Raw genomic sequence first — 14,197 nt, 5'->3', positions numbered from 1 at the left:
ACGGCCCTTCTGTCTAGTTCGGAGAGGCTGGTGGAGCACTAATCGCCGGGAGCGTCAGCAGTCCCTCGGCTTCGGCGGCGGGCAGCGGGCGCGTGAGCAAAAACCCCTGCATGCTATCGCAGCCCAGTTCACCCAGCAGGGCCCGCTGCTGCGAGGTTTCGACCCCTTCAGCCGTGACCAGCAGGTTCAGGCCGTGGGCCAGGGTAATCATCACGCCGATAAAGACCCGGTTGGCCTCGGGGTCGGGCGCCGCCTGCAGAAACGAGCGGTCAATCTTCAGGAGGTCAATGGGCAGCTGATGCAGCAGGCTCAGGCTGCTCTGGCCGGTGCCGAAGTCGTCCAGCGCAATCTGCACCCCCAGGCCGCGCAACCGGGACAGTTGCTGCGCGGCCGCTTCCGGGTGGCGGGCGGCGGCCTGTTCGGTCAGCTCCAGAATCAGGTGCTGCGGTGCCAGCCCGGAAGCTTCTAGGGCCTGCTGCACGGTGGTCAGGAATCCTGGCTGCTCGAACTGCAGGGCGCTGACATTGACGCTGATGGTCAGGCCGGGGGCGCGGGTTTGCCAGGCCGCCGCCTGCCCGCAGGCTTCGCGCAGCACCCAGGCCCCGACTGGCAAAATCAGCTGGCTGTCCTCGGCAATGCCGAGAAACTCGCCGGGCGGCAGCAGGCCCTGGGTGGGATGCTGCCAGCGCAGCAGGGCCTCAAAGCCGGTCAGCGCCTGGGTGCGGACATCGTACTGGCCCTGGTAGTGCAGCACGAACTCGCCGCGCACCAGGGCGCCGCGCAGGTCGCGCTCCACCTCCAGATGACCGGGCGGCTGTGGGGACGCCTCGTCGGGGCCAGGCTGGAAGGTGCGCACCCCATTCTTGCCCCCCTGCTTGGCGCGGTACATGGCCAGATCGGCGTGTTTTTGCAGGGTGCCCACATCCTGACCGTCACGCGGCGCCACCGCCACCCCGATAGACCCCGTGACCTGCAGGGTGTGCCCGCAGACCAGAAGCGGCTGGGCCAGGGCGTTCAGAATCTTGTGCGCCACCCGCTCGGCGTCGCGCGGCTCGCGGAGGCTCCGCAGCAGGATGGTAAATTCGTCGCCGCCCATCCGCGCCACCAGGTCACCCGAGCGCACCGCCCCCCGGAGCTGCCCGGCCACGGCCTTGAGCAGCTCATCTCCGACCTCGTGCCCCAGGGTGTCGTTGACCTGCTTGAAGCGGTCAAGGTCAATAAAGAGCACACCAAACGGCGCGGGGCTGGCCGCCTGCACGGCGCGTTCCAGTTCGGCCTGAAAATGAGCGCGGTTGGCCAGTCCCGTCAGGGCGTCGTGGGTGGCCCGGTACGACAGCGCCTCCTGCGCCGCCTGAAGCGCGGTGTTGGCCTGGGTCAGCTCGGCGCTGCGGCGGCGTTCGGCGTCGGCCTCGCGGCGCAGAATCTCCACTTGCATCTGCGCGCCCATCACCTGCGCCTTGCGCGCGACCGCCTCGGCATGCAGCGTCCGGTTCAGCGCCTCGTAGGCTTGCAGGCGCTCGTAGGCCTGCTGCCATTCGCCCCGCGCGGCGTGCAGTTCGCTCAGGTGCTGCAACACCGTGCGCTCCGAGAGCCGGGCGCCGTGCTGCTGGGCTTCGGCCAGGGCCAGCAGCAACTGCTCCTGCGCCGCGTCCAGCTGCCCCAGTTGCGTCAGGGCCTGCCCATAAAAGGCCCGGATATACGCCACGTATTCCCGGTCATCCACCGCCTGGGCCAGGGGCAGCAGGTCCTCGGCCTGGCGCGCGGCGTCGCCAGCCTGGCCAGTCTGAATCAGGCAGGGCAGCAGCCAGGCGCGCAGCACCACCTCATGCTGCCGGACACCCAGCGCGCGCACGACGGGCAGGTGGGCGGCGCCCAGCGTCAGCGCGTCGGCGTAACGGCCCACATGGTAGTAGGACAGCACGAGGTTGATGGTCGAGGAGGACTGGGACAGCGCGTCCTGGGCCTCTTCGGCCAGCGCCAGGACTTCCTGAAAGACCTCCAGCGCCAGTTCGTGTTCTCCCAGTTCCAGGTGAATCAGGCCCACGTTGCTCAGGGCGCGGGTGCGGCCGTCCTCGTCGCCGCAGGCCTGGGCCAAGCGGAGGCTTTGCTGGTAGTACTCCATGCCCTCGCCGTAGTTGCCCAGCGCCACCTCACAGTTGCCCAGGTTGTTCAGAACGCGGGCGGTGATGCGGTCATCCTGCGCGCGGTCGGCAGCGGCCTGCGCTTGCCCCAGCACCTGAAGCGCCGTCGGGTACTGAGAGCGGAAGAAAAAGGTGGCTCCCAGCAGCGTCAGGGCCAGGGCCTCGCTGCGGGTGTCGCCCAGTGCGCCCGCCAGCTTCTGGGCCTCACGCAGGGCCGCCTCGGCCTGCTCGGCGTCCGACACCACCAGAGGCTCGGCCAGTTGCAGCAGGTCGCGCAGCCGCGCGGCGGCCGTGCTGGGCACCGGGTCCAGCGGGGCGCCCTGCGGGGGCAGGTCCGGCCGTGGGTCAGGAGTGGACACGCCCTCAGGGTAAGGAGAGGGGTCTTACGGCGGTCTTTACCTTAAAGTTGCACAGGGTAGGCCTGAGCTGCTGACTTCAGGAAGGGCGCCGGGCGGCGGCCAGCGCCGCCTCTCGCTCGGCGTACACGTCGGCGTGTTTGCGGCGCAGGGCGGCGGCGCTGGCGCGCGGCACCATCTCGCTGATGTCGCCGCCGTAGCTGGCAATTTCGCGCACCATCGAGGAGCTGACAAAGCTCCAGCGGGTCGCTGCCATGATGAACACAGTTTCGGTGTCGCCAATCTGGCGGTTCAGGTGGGCAATTTGCAACTCGTATTCATAGTCCGACACCGCGCGCAGCCCCCGGATGATGATGCCCTGCTGCTGCTGCGCCATGTAATCCACCAGCAGGCCGCCAAAGGTGTCTACGCTGACGTTGGGCAGGTGCGCGGTGGCTTCACGCAGGATGTCCAGCCGCTCGTCCAGGGTAAACAGGTGGCGGCCCTGCTTGCGGGCGTTGTGCATCACGGTGACGGTCACCTGCTCGAACATCTTGGCGGCGCGGGTCAGCACGTCCATATGTCCACTGGTAATCGGGTCAAAGGAGCCGGGAAAGACGGCGTTCATGGCCCCGTTACCTTAGCGGCCTCGCCCGCTCAGCTCAAGTCGGCTACCAGGCCAGAGGCTTCAGGGCGAGCGCGCCAGTAGAGCGTCAGGCTGTTGCTGCCGTATTCCCGGACCTCGTGACTGTACCCTGCATGGGGCGGCAGCTGGGTGCGGTCTGGGTGCTGGCAGATCAGCAGGCCGCCTGGGCCCACCACGCCGCTGCCCAGGAGTTTCAGGGTCAGGGCCGGAATATTGGCCTCGTAGGGCGGGTCACTGAACACCACGTCAAATTGGCCCAAGCGCGGCAACAGGGCTTCGGCGTCCCCGCGCAGGATGCGGGCCCGGAGGTCCAGCGCTTGGGCGTTGGTTTCCAGCGCCCTCACCGCGCGCGCGTCCTTTTCCACCAGGGTCACCGCGTAGCCCCGGCTGGCCGCTTCCAGGCCGATGGCGCCGCTGCCCCCGTGCAGGTCCAGAAAGGTGCCTGAGGGCGCGCGGGCCGCCAGCAGATCAAACAGGCTTTTGCGCACCCGCGCGCCGCTGGGCCGGGCACTGTCCGGCACCTGAAGCGCCCGGCCCTTGGCACTGCCACCCAGAATCCGCAGACTCATGAAACCACCGTCACTGCCCCAGGATATCCGGGGCAAGGTACGGGGCAGCAGCCTCAAAGCCGCCCAGGGCACCGGCCGCCAGCTGCCAGTCGTCGTCCTCACGGGTGGCCTGACCCGCCTGGACCAGCCGGTTAAGTTCGGCCTCGACCCGCTGCTGCACGCGGCGCAGCGGCATCTCCTGGGCGCTCTCGACGCCCCGCCAGGCGAGGAAGGCGCGGTGAAAGGCGGGCAACTGGTCCAGGCCCACGCGGGTTTCCAGGGCGCGCCAGCTGAGGTTGGGGGAGGGGTCGGCCGTCATGCGCTCCATTCTCCACCCTGCGCGGCGCGTACAATGCCCCCATGACCGCAGACCTGCCCGGCGAAGACGCTGGTGACGCTGCTCTCCCGGCCCCACCCGAACTGGTCCGGGCGCTGGAGGCGCTGGGCGGCCAGCTGGTCTGGCGCATGGGCAAGGACGAGGCCAGTGACGACGTGGTGGTGCGGCTGGGCTTCGCCTCGGCCACGCCGCGCTTTGCCCACCTGCCCCGGCTGCGCAGCGCCGGCGACGCCGAACTGCAAGCCGCCCTGAATGAAAACCGCGTGGTTATCGAATGGGTCGAGTAGGGACGGCAGCGGCTTGAAGGTCGAGGCGGCGCAGACCTTTACCGTGCCCTGGTCCGGCGCGCCGGACGCGGCCCTGGCTTTTGTACGGGCCCCGGCCCGCGCCCTGGCCCGGGTGCGCTTCTTGCGGGATCTGCGGACAGAGGGCGCGGTGGTGCGGGGCGAATTGCTGGTGCCGCTGCCAGGGCTGGGGGACGTGGACCTGCCGTTTTGCAGTGTGGTGGAGGCCACCCCGGACGGCGCCGAGTTACATCCCCAGCTGGTAAGCGGCGAACGCGCCTGGGTCGAAGTGGCGGGACAGGCCCGGTGGGCACGTGATGAACTGCACTTTGCCTTTCAGTTTTGCGCCCACCTGGCCACGCCGGACGCCCAGGGCTGGGGCGGCGCCGCCTTCGAAAAGATGGTGCGGGCGGCGGCAGGGCGCACCCTGGAGCGCGTGGCCCGCGAATTGCCCCTGGGCATCGGGCAGGCCGCGCAGGCTGAGGACTGAGGGCAGCTGCCAGTTCCACACTGGGGCAAACAACAGTCCTTCCATTTCACTTTTGCCGCAATTGCTTGCGATCACGGCCCCTGTTCGTCCCAGAAGGCTTGAGTGTTCCTTCTTCAACCACTCTGGGTTTCGCTGTGAGAGTGGTTTCCCGTTGCCTCGGTAGAGCCTCAAGTGGCTCTGCCGCTTGACAAGTTTGTTCGCCCAGTGTCTTTCCGGATGAGACCCAGGGTGGTGCTGGATGCTGCTCTGAGCGCTGCCCCTGGAACCGCTCTAGTGCCACGAGACTGGTTGATCGGTGAAGTCCTTCCCCCAGGCCCGGCAAGGTGCATATTCGGGCGACGCTTCAAGGCTCCTGCGTTACCCTGCCAGGATGACGCCGTTTTGCCGTGGCAGGTTGAGATGACGGGCCTGCTGACCCTGGTCAGGCATGGCCGCACCGCGCACAACGCGGCGGGCCGCTTTCAGGGCTGGACCGATGTGGCTTTGGACGAGCAGGGCCACGCCCAGGCCCAGGCGCTCGCTGGGCGGCTGGCGGCGCATGTCGTGCGGCCCACCCACCTGTATGCCAGCGACCTGAGCCGCACCCGGCAGACGGCGGCGCCGCTGGGCGAGCAACTCGGGCTGCCGGTGCAGACCAGCCCTGCGCTGCGCGAAATCAATATTGGGACCTGGGAGGGACGCACCCTGAGCGAACTGGACGCCCTGGACCCGGCACGGTTCCGGGCCTGGCCGCGGGTGGCGGCGCCGCAGGGTGAAAGTCTGGAAGCCGTGACCGGGCGCGCCCGCACCTTTCTGGACCGCCTGGCCCTGACCGACACCGACCACGCGGTTGTCGTGACGCACGGCGTGGTGATCACGGCCCTGCTGTGCGACCTGCTGGGCTGGAACTTCGAGGAGGCGTGGTCCACCCGGCGCGGTCTGCATGACAACACGGCCCTGACCTCGCTGCGGCGCACAGGGGGCCAGGTCAGCGTGGAGGTGCTGGCCTGTGGTGCCCACCTGTCGGCGCTGACCGTGGCCGTTTCCTGAGAGGGCCTCCACGGTCATCGTTGTCAGACACGGTTCAAGTCGAGCAGACCTGGAAAGCTGCGGGTCAGCCAGAGACTGCCTGATTCCATTGTGTTTCGTGTCTTTGGATGTTCCAGAGGGCTCCCGTATAACAATCAGAAGGCCGCCTCCGACCACGCTGGTCCGGGGCGGCCTCTGTGCGGGCACTTACGCCTGAACTTCGGGGAAGTCCAGCACGTGGGCGTCGCTCCATAGGCCCTCAAGGTCGTAATACTCGCGGGCGTCTTTGGTCATGATATGCACGACGATGCTGCCCCCAAAGGCCAGCAACAGCCAACGCTCGCTGGGGCCCTCGACGCTGGGACGCGGCAGGCCCGCCGCCTGCGCCTTCTCGCGGATGTTTTCCTGAACGGCGTTCAGCTGCAGTCCCGCTGTGGCGGTGCAAATGACAAAGTATTCGAGGGTGCTGCTGACCTCGGTCAGGTCGAGGACCAGCACGTCCTCGGCGCGGCGCTCGCGGGCCGCGTCCACGATGGCGCGCAGTTGGGTGTGGGTGGTGGGGTCTGGGATCATGGGGTCTCCGGGAAAGAGGGGGAAGGGGCAGGGGACGGCCAGCAAACGGCCGCGCGGGAAGCCAGGGGCGTGGGCTGAAGCCTGTGGCCGCCGGGTCGTTGGCAGCTCGGGGGGACGCGGGGTCTCCCGGCGCCATATCGGTGCAGTCTACAGGGCTGGCCGGGGCAGGTGCCTTGAGGGTTCAGTGATGAGGCGGCGTTCAGGGGGTGGCGGGGCGTGACGGCGTAAGCCCACGGAGAGCGGCCAGCGTCCCCTGGGCGTCCTGGCCCAGGAAGATGCCCACCTCGTCGGCGCCTACGGCAAATCGCTCGCCCTGAAGGCGCGGCAGATGCAGGGCCTCGGCCAGCAGGTTAGCGTCGGTCAGGGCCAGCTGCGTGAACACCTGACTGGCCTCGCGGCTCTCGGGGGCCACGCTGACCTCCACCTCGGGGTAGCCCAGCGCGCGCAGCGCCGCCGCCAGCGGGAGACCCAGGGCCGCGCCGCTGGCGTCCACCACCTGCACCTTCGCCTGGGGAGCTGGGGCCGACGACGTGCCGGCGGCCGACCACAGCCCCGCCAGCCGCTCGCGGTTGACCGCCAGATTGAAGGTGCCAGGAATCTCGTCGGTGGGCAGGGTGGCAAAACTCAGTTTCATCTGCCCCAGGTGGGGCCGCAGCGCCGAGAGCAGCGCCGGATCGGCGTTGGTTTCCACGCCGTTGCCAATGCCGCCCAGAATGGTGGGCAGCGCCGCCAGCCCCTGCGCTGACCGCAGCCGCCCGGCCAGCTGGGTCAGCGCCTGTTTCTGGTGGTCAATGCGGCCGTAATCGTCGCCAAAGCCCTTGCGCACCCGCAAGAACAGCACGCCCTGGTCGCCGCTCAGGTGGTGGGGGCCAGGGGCCAGCCGCAGGTCCACGCCCGCCGCCCGGTCCACCCACTCGATGCCGCCCTCGGGGACAGTGACGTCCAGGCCACCCAGCGCGTCAATCACGCGCGCCACGTAGTCGGTGCGCACAATTACGTAGGAATCCACCCGCTCGCCGGTAATCGTCTCGACCGCGCGGGTCAGGGCCTCGGGGCCGCCAGTGTGGTACTGGCTGTTCACCTTCTGGGCGCCCACGGACCGCCAGGGGTCATAAGGGCCCACGTTGGTGTCGCGCGGAATATTCAGCACCCGCACGCCCGCACTGTCCACCTTGACCAGCATCAGGGTGTCGGTGTTGGGTGGCTGCACCAGGCCCGTGCGCTGCTCCTGGTCCTTGCACGGCTGCTGGTAATAGCAGTACACGATGTCGCGCCCGGCCACCAGCACCGTGAACTGCGGGGCCTGCCCGGCCGGCGCCGCCGCCGCGCTGACGGGTCCGGCCCCGCTGAGCAGGGCAAAGGCCCCCAGGCACAGGCTGGCCAGGCTCAGGCCAAATGCCTGCAGGGCGCGCAGCCCGGCAATCCGGGGCGAGGGCGCCACCGGAAGGGAAGGGTCCGGCGTCACGACTCGAACGGCAGGGGAGGCTGGGGGCGCAGCGGGACTGAGGACGCGGCCGCCTGCGCCACACACGGCAGTGCGTGATACGCCTGCAAGGTGCGCGGATGGACCTGAATCCCCCGTCCTTGCAGGTACGTGACTTTCGAGACGATGGCGCGTTCCAGCGCGGCCCCCAGGTCGCACAGCGCCAGCTCGCGGATGTCGTGGTTCACGCCGCGCCCCGGCTCGGAGACGTCGGCGATATACACGCAGGCTGACACCGAATTGCCGCCGCGCGGCCCGGTGGTGTGGTCCTCGACGGCGTCCAGCACCACGCGGTCCTGGTATCCCCAGCGCTCCAGCAGCACGCGCGCGGCGCGGCCGTGCAGCGCCAGCGGATGCGCGGCGTCAATCTCACATTCGGGGGGGGCCAGGCGCAGCAGTTCGGCGTCGGGCAGGTCGCGGGCGATGTCGTGCAGGATGCCAGCGGCATAGGCGCGCATATCGTCCAGGCCGTTGGCGCGGGCAATCTGCGCGGCCAGATCGGCGACGCGCAAGACATGTTCGTAGCGGCGCGGCCTGACCATCAGGCGCACGCGCTCCTCCCAGCCGGTCCAGGCGGCGACGGCATGCCTGGGCACGAGAAGCTGGGCTATCACGAATGGCTGTGGCCGCTTGCCCACATCATGATCAAGACTGTACACCTTCAAGGTGTGAGTCGGCTGACTTCCGGGTCACCTTCTGAAGCCGGGCGGCCTGGGCGCGGCTTCAGGGAACGGGGGGGGTGACGACCGGGCGCGCCGCCACCGTCAGGCGTACGCTGACGGCTTCCAGGGCCTGCGCGCCAGCCGGCACCGACAGCCGCACTGGCACTGTGGAGGTGCCCACGCGGTAGGTCACGGTCCCCGAGACCTCGCGCAGCCGCCCCAGCAGTTCAGGGGCCGCCACCACGCGCACGGTGCTGGGCTGCACGCTGATGGCAGTGACAATCAGGGTAGGCGGCGGGTCATTCAGGACGACTGGCAGCGTCTTGACGGGCAGCTCGCCGGTATCCAGGCGGCGCACGGTCACGGTGGCGGGGCGCAGCGTCACGCCGGTCACGGGGAGGCCCGCGCTGCTCAGGGCCACCAGCGGCACCTCCTGCTCGGCGCCGGCCGCCAGGGCCGCCGGGCTGGTGATGATGCGGGTGACCTGGGCCAGGGTCTGCCCGGCGCCGGTCACGCTGGCCTCGGTGGGCGAGACCACGTAGCGCGGCACGCTGGATTCGGGCGGCGAGGTCACGCTGAGGGTCACGGGCAGGGTGCGCTGCACCTGGGTGTCCACGAAGCCCTGGACGCGCGTTGGCGTCAGGCGCTGCACGGCCGTGCCGGTAGGTGGGGTTACGGTAACCGGTTGGGTGAAACTGCCTTCCGGAATGCCGGTCACGTCCACGACCGCCTCAATGTTCTGGGCTTCCAGCTCGCGCAGCCGCTCGGGGCGACCCGACAGAATCACGCGCACCGAGGGCGGCGTGAGGCTGCCCACCGCCCGCTTTTCCTGGCCGTTGCCGGTGGTGTCGCGCACCGTGACCGGCACGTCAAAGCCCTGGTCCACGTTGGCGCGGCGGTCGGCGGTGGCCAGAAACCAGAGGGTCAGCGCCACGCCCAGCGCCAGCAGTTTTGGGCCCAGGTTGTGGGTAAAGCGCGCCCAGGCGTAGCGGGGGCTGAGCCAGCGCCGCCAGCGGTCCCGCGGCGCGCTCACCGGACCTCCTGCGGCGCGGCGGGGCCGGGTGGCGTCAGGTCCGGCACGCGGTCATACACCAGGGCGCGCAGCTGCTCGCGCAGTTCGGTGCCGTTCAGGTCCGGGCCCAGCCGGCCCCCCAGGGCCAGGCGCATGCTGCCGCGTTCCTCACTGACGACGAGCACCACGGCGTCGGTCAGTTCAGAGAGGCCGATGGCCGCGCGGTGCCGGGTGCCGTAGCGGCGGTAGGTGCCGTCACTGGACTGCAGCGGAAACAGGCAGCCGGCGGCCACCACCCGCGAGCCCTGCACCACCACGCCGCCGTCGTGCAGGGGCGCGTTGCGGGCAAAGAGGGCCTCCAGAAACGGCACGCTGACCAGGGCGTCCAGGCCCACCCCGGTGGCGGCGTATTCGCCCAGCGGCGTGCGCCGCTCGATGGCGATCAGGGCGCCGGTCTTGCGCTCGGCCAGGCGTTCCATGGCGCGGGCCAGATCCTGAAGGGCGGCGCCGCTGGCCCCGGCGCCCGCGCCCCTGGGGCGGCCGATGCGTTCCAGCGCCGCGCGCAGCTCTGGCTGAAACAGCACGATCAGGGCGAAAATGCCCACCGTGCCCGCACGCCCCAGCAGGTAACTGAGGGTGGTGAGGTTCAGGAGCTGCGCCGCCACCCACACGCCGGCAAAGACCAGAATGCCTCGCACCACGTTGACCGCGCGGGTGCCGGCCACCAGCAGGTAGCCCTGATACACCAGAAACGCCACCAGCAGGATGTCCAGGGCGTCCCGGACACTCACCTGACCAAATGGCGTGGATAGCAAAAGAGAGGCACTCCTTGACGAGAGGCGGCAGGGCGCAGTGTTTGCGCGCCCACTATACGGCCTGAACGTCAGTGGGCGTCCCGGCTGCCCCCCGGCCCCGGCCAACGATGGACGCTCGGTAAAGGCAAAGGGGCCGCATACCCAGGTGAAATACCCCTGTTCTGCCCGGAGGTTTCCTATGAAGATTCACTTTCTTGGCCACAGCGCCTTTCTCCTTGAAGCCCAGGGGCACCGCTTGCTGCTCGACCCCTTCCTGTCCGGCAACCCTCAGGCCAGTCTGGGGGTGAAGGAGGTTCTAGCCCTCCGGCCCAGCGCGGTGCTGATCAGCCACGCGCACGGCGACCACTGGGGCGACGCGCTGACATTTGCCCGTCAGGGCATTCCGCTGGTGGCCACCGCCGAGATTGCGGGCTATGCCCAGAAACACGGCGCCAGCGCCGCCACCGGCATGAACATCGGCGGCACCTTCCGCGCCGAGTGGGGCAGCGTTGCCTTGACCCCCGCCTGGCACAGTTCCTCGTTTCCTGACGGCACCTACGGCGGCATGCCCACCGGCTTGGTCATTGAATTGGGTGGCCAGCGCGTCTACTTTGCGGGCGACACCAGCCTCTTTTCGGATATGCGCCTGATTGGTGACCGGGGCCTGGACGCCGCCCTACTCCCCATTGGCGACCATTACACGATGGGCCCGGAGGAAGCCGCGCGCTGCCTGGAGTTGCTGCGGCCCCGTGTGGCCATTCCCATGCACTACGGGACCTTTCCCCCACTGACCGGCGACCCAGCCGTCTTTGAGCGTGAAGGCAAGGCGCGCGGCGTGGATGTGCGGGTGCTGAAGCCTGGGGAGGAAACGGACCTCTAGCGTGGAGGGGGCGGGCAGCGCTCGGCGGCTTCGCGCCTCTCGTTGGTGTCCACGGAGCCATTGAGGTGGACTTGAGCAATGCCGCCGGGGCGCAGCAACAGCGAACTGCTGGGCGTGCGTCAGCCGCTGCGCTTGCGGTCGAGAGGCAACTCAGCCCGAAGGCCCTGCGACAGCCGGAGGTCGAGCGGACTTGAAAAGATGCGCTGCAAAGCGAGTGAGAGCAAAACGGATTCCGTGCTTTATCTACGAACCAGACGGAATCTGTATCCAGTCCCTGACCCACGCCAGGCTCATGCAGGAGCCACTCTGAGCGGTGGACTGGCTGGCTGATGCTTGAAGCAGGGTCGTAAGGTGCTGCGTTTGACCGGCGGTCCGGCACAGCCCGAAAGTCCGTGCATCTCGCCTTCAGGCGGCGCCAGACCGCTGTAGAAGGTCAGCCCTCCTGGCCAACCGGTTCGCGCACGTTCAGATCATCCTGAGCGGGTGTGCGGGTCTGGTTGGGGGTGGGATCGGGGAAATCGGGGTTGGCTTTACGGGCCCCCTCTCGCGGCCAGGTGCGGGCGTCCACGTGGGGCTCGGTGGGCGGGCGCAGCTTGAGGCGAGTGGTTCGGGCGGGCAGGCCCATGGCGATGCCGTGCGGCGGAATGTCGCCGCGCAGCAGGGCGTGGGTCGCCAGCATGGCGTCGTCGCTGACCACGCTGCCCGCCAGCACCGTGGAGTGATAGGTGATGCGCGCGCCCCGGCCAATCACCGTTCGGCGCAGGGTCACGTCCGGGCCGTCCAGCACGCTGTGGGTGTGGCTGTAGATGTTCACGTAATCGCTGACCGAGGCGCCGTCGTGCAGCTCAATGCCGCCGATGTCGTCCAGCAGCACATGGCGGTGCACCACCACATCGTCGCCTACATCCATGTTGTAGCCCACGCTGAATTCCACGTTCTGCCAGCATTTGAAGTTGCGCCCCACCCGCCTGAAGATGTGCTGGGCGAGCACCCGCCGCACCGGAATGCCCAGCACCGGATTCTGGCCCAGCGGGGTCAGGTCCAGGTTCTTCCAGAGCCACAGCAGGGGCTTGACCTGGGCAAAGCGCTCCTGGTCGGTGGCCATGTAATATTCGGCCTCAAAAGTGACGTTGCCCGCGTCCAGATTTAGGGCGGCCAGCGGGGCGTCCGAGAGCAGCTGGGCATAGGAGCGGCCATACATGGCCTCGGCCAGCACAGAACAGGTCAGGGCGGCGCGGTTGGTGTTGGGGTCCGCCAGGCGGGCCTCCAGATCACGCACGAAGTCGTTGAAGGTCGCCTGCGCGCCTGCACCTATGTCTACTGGCTTGAGCCACGTCACAGCATCACTGTACCGCGTACAGTGAAAAACAAAGTAGGGAAGAGGGGAGGGACGTGCAGACGAGTGCGAGTGGTGCCAGAGACGGAGACGCTATACCTTCGTGTTGACGCTCATTGCGAGCTCTGTGGTCAGACGCGGCCCACCATTCTCTCAGTCCGGTCTGACAGCGCCACTTGACCAAGTTTCACCACGCCGTTTCCCCGAGGCAGGCTCAGGAGATGTCTCTTGAGTGTTACGGTCATGCCCTCAGGTTTGGAGGCTCAGGCGAAAAGGCCGTTGGGGTCTCCCTCTTTTTACCGATGAGCCGGACCTGCGCTCAGAAGGCGAGCTGCGGCCTGATGAAGAAGTTGATCGGTCCTCCTCTCAGTCAAGCCACCCGTCAGTCTCCGGCCCTGGCCAGAGCAGGCCGCTCCGGCCGCCCAATGCCCTGCGTCAGCGCCGCTGCGGCCAGGGACAGCAGAGCCGCCACGATGAACGCCACGCCATAAGACCCCAGGGCGTCGCGCGCCACGCCGCCCAGCCACGCGGCCAGCGCCGCGCCGACCATATGGGCGCAGAACACCCAGCCGTACACCGTGCCGACATTCCCCCGCCCAAACTTGTCGGCCACCAGCGCGGTGGTCGGCGGCACGGTGGCGATGTAATCCAGGCCAAACAGCACCGCGAAGGCCACCAGCCCTGCGCCCGGTGGAATGAACAGCAGCAGGGCCAGGCTGACGCCACGAAAGGCGTAGTAGGCGCCCAGCAGCAGGCGGGGGTCGTAGCGGTCGGTCAGCCAGCCACTGGCGATGGTGCCTGCAAAGTTAAAGGCACCCATCAGCGCCAGCATTCCGGCCGCGTACCCAGCGGTCAGGCCCGCTTCTGTGCAGTAGGCAATAAAGTGCATGCCAATCAGGCCGTTTGAGGTGGCCCCGCAGACAAAAAAGGTGAGCGCCAGCAGCCAGAACTGTCCCGAACGCACGGCCTGCCGCATCACCCCAGGGTCGGGCCGGACGCTGGGCGCCTGCTCGCCGGGTTTCAGCCCCAGAGGCTGCGCGCCAACTTCGGTGGGCTGGTCACGCAGCAGCGCGGCGGCTGGAATCAGGGTCGCCAGTGCCAGGCCTCCGATGATGACGGCACTCTGGCGCCATCCCAGGGCCCCGGCCATGGCAGTCAGGAGCGGCAGAAACAGGAGCTGGCCCGCCGACCCTGCGGCGCCGAACAGCCCCATCACCAGGCCGCGCCCGGTCACGAACCAGCGGTTGGCAATGGTGGCCCCCAGCACGCTGCCCACGATGCCGGTGCCCAGCCCGCTCAGGACGCCCCAGACCAGATGAAGCTGCCAGGCGGTGTGAATCAGGGCGCTGGCGCCGAAGCTGGCGGCGATCAGCAGAAGGCCCGCTGCCGTCACGCGGCGGGGACCAAACCGGTCCATCAGGGCGCCACTCAGGGGCCCGCCCAGGCCAAACATAATGAGGCCCAGAGACGCGGCAAAGGACAGCACCGTGCGGTTCAGGCCCAGGTCGCTTTGCATGGGCAGCAAAAAGACTCCCGGCGCCGAGCGCGCCCCGGCCGACAGTAGCAGCACCAGGGCCGCCACGGCAACGACAATCCAGCCGTAAAACAGCCCAGGACGGGACGTGGAGGGCCTCTGCTCTGACGGCGGGAGATCCAGCGGCGACATGA

At 68.6% G+C, this 14,197-nt stretch carries 15 protein-coding genes; 4 read left to right on the top strand and 11 right to left on the bottom strand.

Annotated features, from left to right (window positions below; translation table 11 throughout):
* Positions 1–13: 13 nt before the first annotated feature.
* The 4 genes from K7W42_RS14690 to K7W42_RS14675 form a co-directional block, all read right to left on the bottom strand.
* A complete protein-coding gene (locus K7W42_RS14690; protein WP_224575663.1) occupies positions 14–2,500 on the bottom strand; it encodes an EAL domain-containing protein in 2,487 nt (828 codons plus the stop codon).
* Positions 2,501–2,576: 76 nt separating this feature from the next.
* Positions 2,577–3,104: a pantetheine-phosphate adenylyltransferase gene (coaD, locus tag K7W42_RS14685; RefSeq protein ID WP_224575662.1), complete on the bottom strand. Its 528-nt coding sequence runs from the start codon at positions 3,102–3,104 to the stop codon at positions 2,577–2,579.
* Between the two features lie 29 nt (positions 3,105–3,133).
* Positions 3,134–3,691 (bottom strand): RsmD family RNA methyltransferase, encoded by a 558-nt coding sequence (locus tag K7W42_RS14680; RefSeq protein WP_224575660.1) that lies wholly within the window; start codon positions 3,689–3,691, stop codon positions 3,134–3,136.
* Between the two features lie 10 nt (positions 3,692–3,701).
* On the bottom strand, positions 3,702–3,989 hold the full coding sequence (locus K7W42_RS14675) for a hypothetical protein (RefSeq protein WP_224575658.1): 288 nt from the start codon (positions 3,987–3,989) through the stop codon (positions 3,702–3,704).
* A gap of 41 nt (positions 3,990–4,030) precedes the next feature.
* Between K7W42_RS14675 and K7W42_RS14670 the strand changes: the two genes are divergently transcribed.
* From K7W42_RS14670 to K7W42_RS14660, 3 genes are all read left to right on the top strand, one after another.
* Positions 4,031–4,294, top strand: coding sequence for a DUF3248 domain-containing protein (locus K7W42_RS14670; protein WP_157458838.1), 264 nt, complete (start codon positions 4,031–4,033; stop codon positions 4,292–4,294).
* The gene (locus tag K7W42_RS14665) at positions 4,260–4,781 is read left to right on the top strand and encodes a DUF3809 domain-containing protein (RefSeq protein ID WP_224575656.1); all 522 of its coding nucleotides are present in this window, start codon (positions 4,260–4,262) and stop codon (positions 4,779–4,781) included. Before K7W42_RS14670 ends, K7W42_RS14665 begins: the two co-directional genes overlap by 35 nt.
* Positions 4,782–5,180: 399 nt before the next feature.
* A complete protein-coding gene (locus K7W42_RS14660) occupies positions 5,181–5,810 on the top strand; it encodes a histidine phosphatase family protein (protein ID WP_224575655.1) in 630 nt (209 codons plus the stop codon).
* A 186-nt stretch (positions 5,811–5,996) separates the two neighbouring features.
* Here the strand turns inward: K7W42_RS14660 and rsfS are convergent, their stop codons facing one another.
* The 5 genes from rsfS to cdaA all read right to left on the bottom strand — a co-directional run bounded on the left by rsfS (position 5,997) and on the right by cdaA (position 10,334).
* On the bottom strand, positions 5,997–6,362 hold the full coding sequence (gene rsfS / locus K7W42_RS14655) for a ribosome silencing factor (RefSeq protein WP_224575653.1): 366 nt from the start codon (positions 6,360–6,362) through the stop codon (positions 5,997–5,999).
* Between the two features lie 199 nt (positions 6,363–6,561).
* On the bottom strand, positions 6,562–7,827 hold the full coding sequence (locus K7W42_RS14650; RefSeq protein WP_224575651.1) for an LCP family glycopolymer transferase: 1,266 nt from the start codon (positions 7,825–7,827) through the stop codon (positions 6,562–6,564).
* Positions 7,824–8,387, bottom strand: a complete 564-nt coding sequence (gene yqeK / locus K7W42_RS14645) for a bis(5'-nucleosyl)-tetraphosphatase (symmetrical) YqeK (RefSeq protein WP_224575681.1) — start codon at positions 8,385–8,387, stop codon at positions 7,824–7,826. The genes K7W42_RS14650 and yqeK overlap by 4 nt, the downstream gene beginning before the upstream one ends.
* A gap of 181 nt (positions 8,388–8,568) precedes the next feature.
* On the bottom strand, positions 8,569–9,540 hold the full coding sequence (locus K7W42_RS14640) for a CdaR family protein (protein WP_224575649.1): 972 nt from the start codon (positions 9,538–9,540) through the stop codon (positions 8,569–8,571).
* On the bottom strand, positions 9,537–10,334 hold the full coding sequence (cdaA, locus tag K7W42_RS14635) for a diadenylate cyclase CdaA (protein ID WP_157458834.1): 798 nt from the start codon (positions 10,332–10,334) through the stop codon (positions 9,537–9,539). The genes K7W42_RS14640 and cdaA overlap by 4 nt, the downstream gene beginning before the upstream one ends.
* A 178-nt stretch (positions 10,335–10,512) precedes the next feature.
* On the opposite strand from cdaA, the gene K7W42_RS14630 reads away from it, so the two are divergent.
* Positions 10,513–11,193 carry a metal-dependent hydrolase gene (locus K7W42_RS14630; protein ID WP_224575647.1) on the top strand — a complete coding sequence of 227 codons (681 nt, stop codon included), beginning with the start codon at positions 10,513–10,515 and terminating at the stop codon, positions 11,191–11,193.
* A 433-nt stretch (positions 11,194–11,626) separates the two neighbouring features.
* On the opposite strand, the gene K7W42_RS14625 is transcribed toward K7W42_RS14630, so the two are convergent.
* Together K7W42_RS14625 and K7W42_RS14620 are read right to left on the bottom strand one after the other, a co-directional pair.
* Positions 11,627–12,532 carry an acyltransferase gene (locus K7W42_RS14625; RefSeq protein WP_224575645.1) on the bottom strand — a complete coding sequence of 302 codons (906 nt, stop codon included), beginning with the start codon at positions 12,530–12,532 and terminating at the stop codon, positions 11,627–11,629.
* Between the two features lie 379 nt (positions 12,533–12,911).
* Positions 12,912–14,195 (bottom strand): MFS transporter, encoded by a 1,284-nt coding sequence (locus K7W42_RS14620; RefSeq protein WP_224575643.1) that lies wholly within the window; start codon positions 14,193–14,195, stop codon positions 12,912–12,914.
* Positions 14,196–14,197: the final 2 nt, after the last annotated feature.

Source organism: Deinococcus betulae, assembly GCF_020166395.1.
GTDB lineage: Bacteria > Deinococcota > Deinococci > Deinococcales > Deinococcaceae > Deinococcus > Deinococcus betulae.
The sequence above is the reverse complement of the archived record's forward strand: the minus strand, read 5'-3'. Positions and strand labels throughout refer to the sequence as shown.

Excerpts from the sequence above, each read along its gene's own strand:
- coaD (WP_224575662.1), bottom strand. The coding sequence starts at position 3,104 with ATGAACGCCGTCTTTCCCGGCTCCTTTGACCCGATTACCAGTGGACAT.
- K7W42_RS14680 (WP_224575660.1), bottom strand. The coding sequence starts at position 3,691 with ATGAGTCTGCGGATTCTGGGTGGCAGTGCCAAGGGCCGGGCGCTTCAG.
- K7W42_RS14675 (WP_224575658.1), bottom strand. The coding sequence starts at position 3,989 with ATGACGGCCGACCCCTCCCCCAACCTCAGCTGGCGCGCCCTGGAAACC.
- K7W42_RS14670 (WP_157458838.1), top strand. The coding sequence starts at position 4,031 with ATGACCGCAGACCTGCCCGGCGAAGACGCTGGTGACGCTGCTCTCCCG.
- K7W42_RS14665 (WP_224575656.1), top strand. The coding sequence starts at position 4,260 with ATGAAAACCGCGTGGTTATCGAATGGGTCGAGTAGGGACGGCAGCGGC.
- K7W42_RS14660 (WP_224575655.1), top strand. The coding sequence starts at position 5,181 with ATGACGGGCCTGCTGACCCTGGTCAGGCATGGCCGCACCGCGCACAAC.
- rsfS (WP_224575653.1), bottom strand. The coding sequence starts at position 6,362 with ATGATCCCAGACCCCACCACCCACACCCAACTGCGCGCCATCGTGGAC.
- yqeK (WP_224575681.1), bottom strand. The coding sequence starts at position 8,387 with ATGGTCAGGCCGCGCCGCTACGAACATGTCTTGCGCGTCGCCGATCTG.
- K7W42_RS14630 (WP_224575647.1), top strand. The coding sequence starts at position 10,513 with ATGAAGATTCACTTTCTTGGCCACAGCGCCTTTCTCCTTGAAGCCCAG.
- K7W42_RS14620 (WP_224575643.1), bottom strand. The coding sequence starts at position 14,195 with ATGTCGCCGCTGGATCTCCCGCCGTCAGAGCAGAGGCCCTCCACGTCC.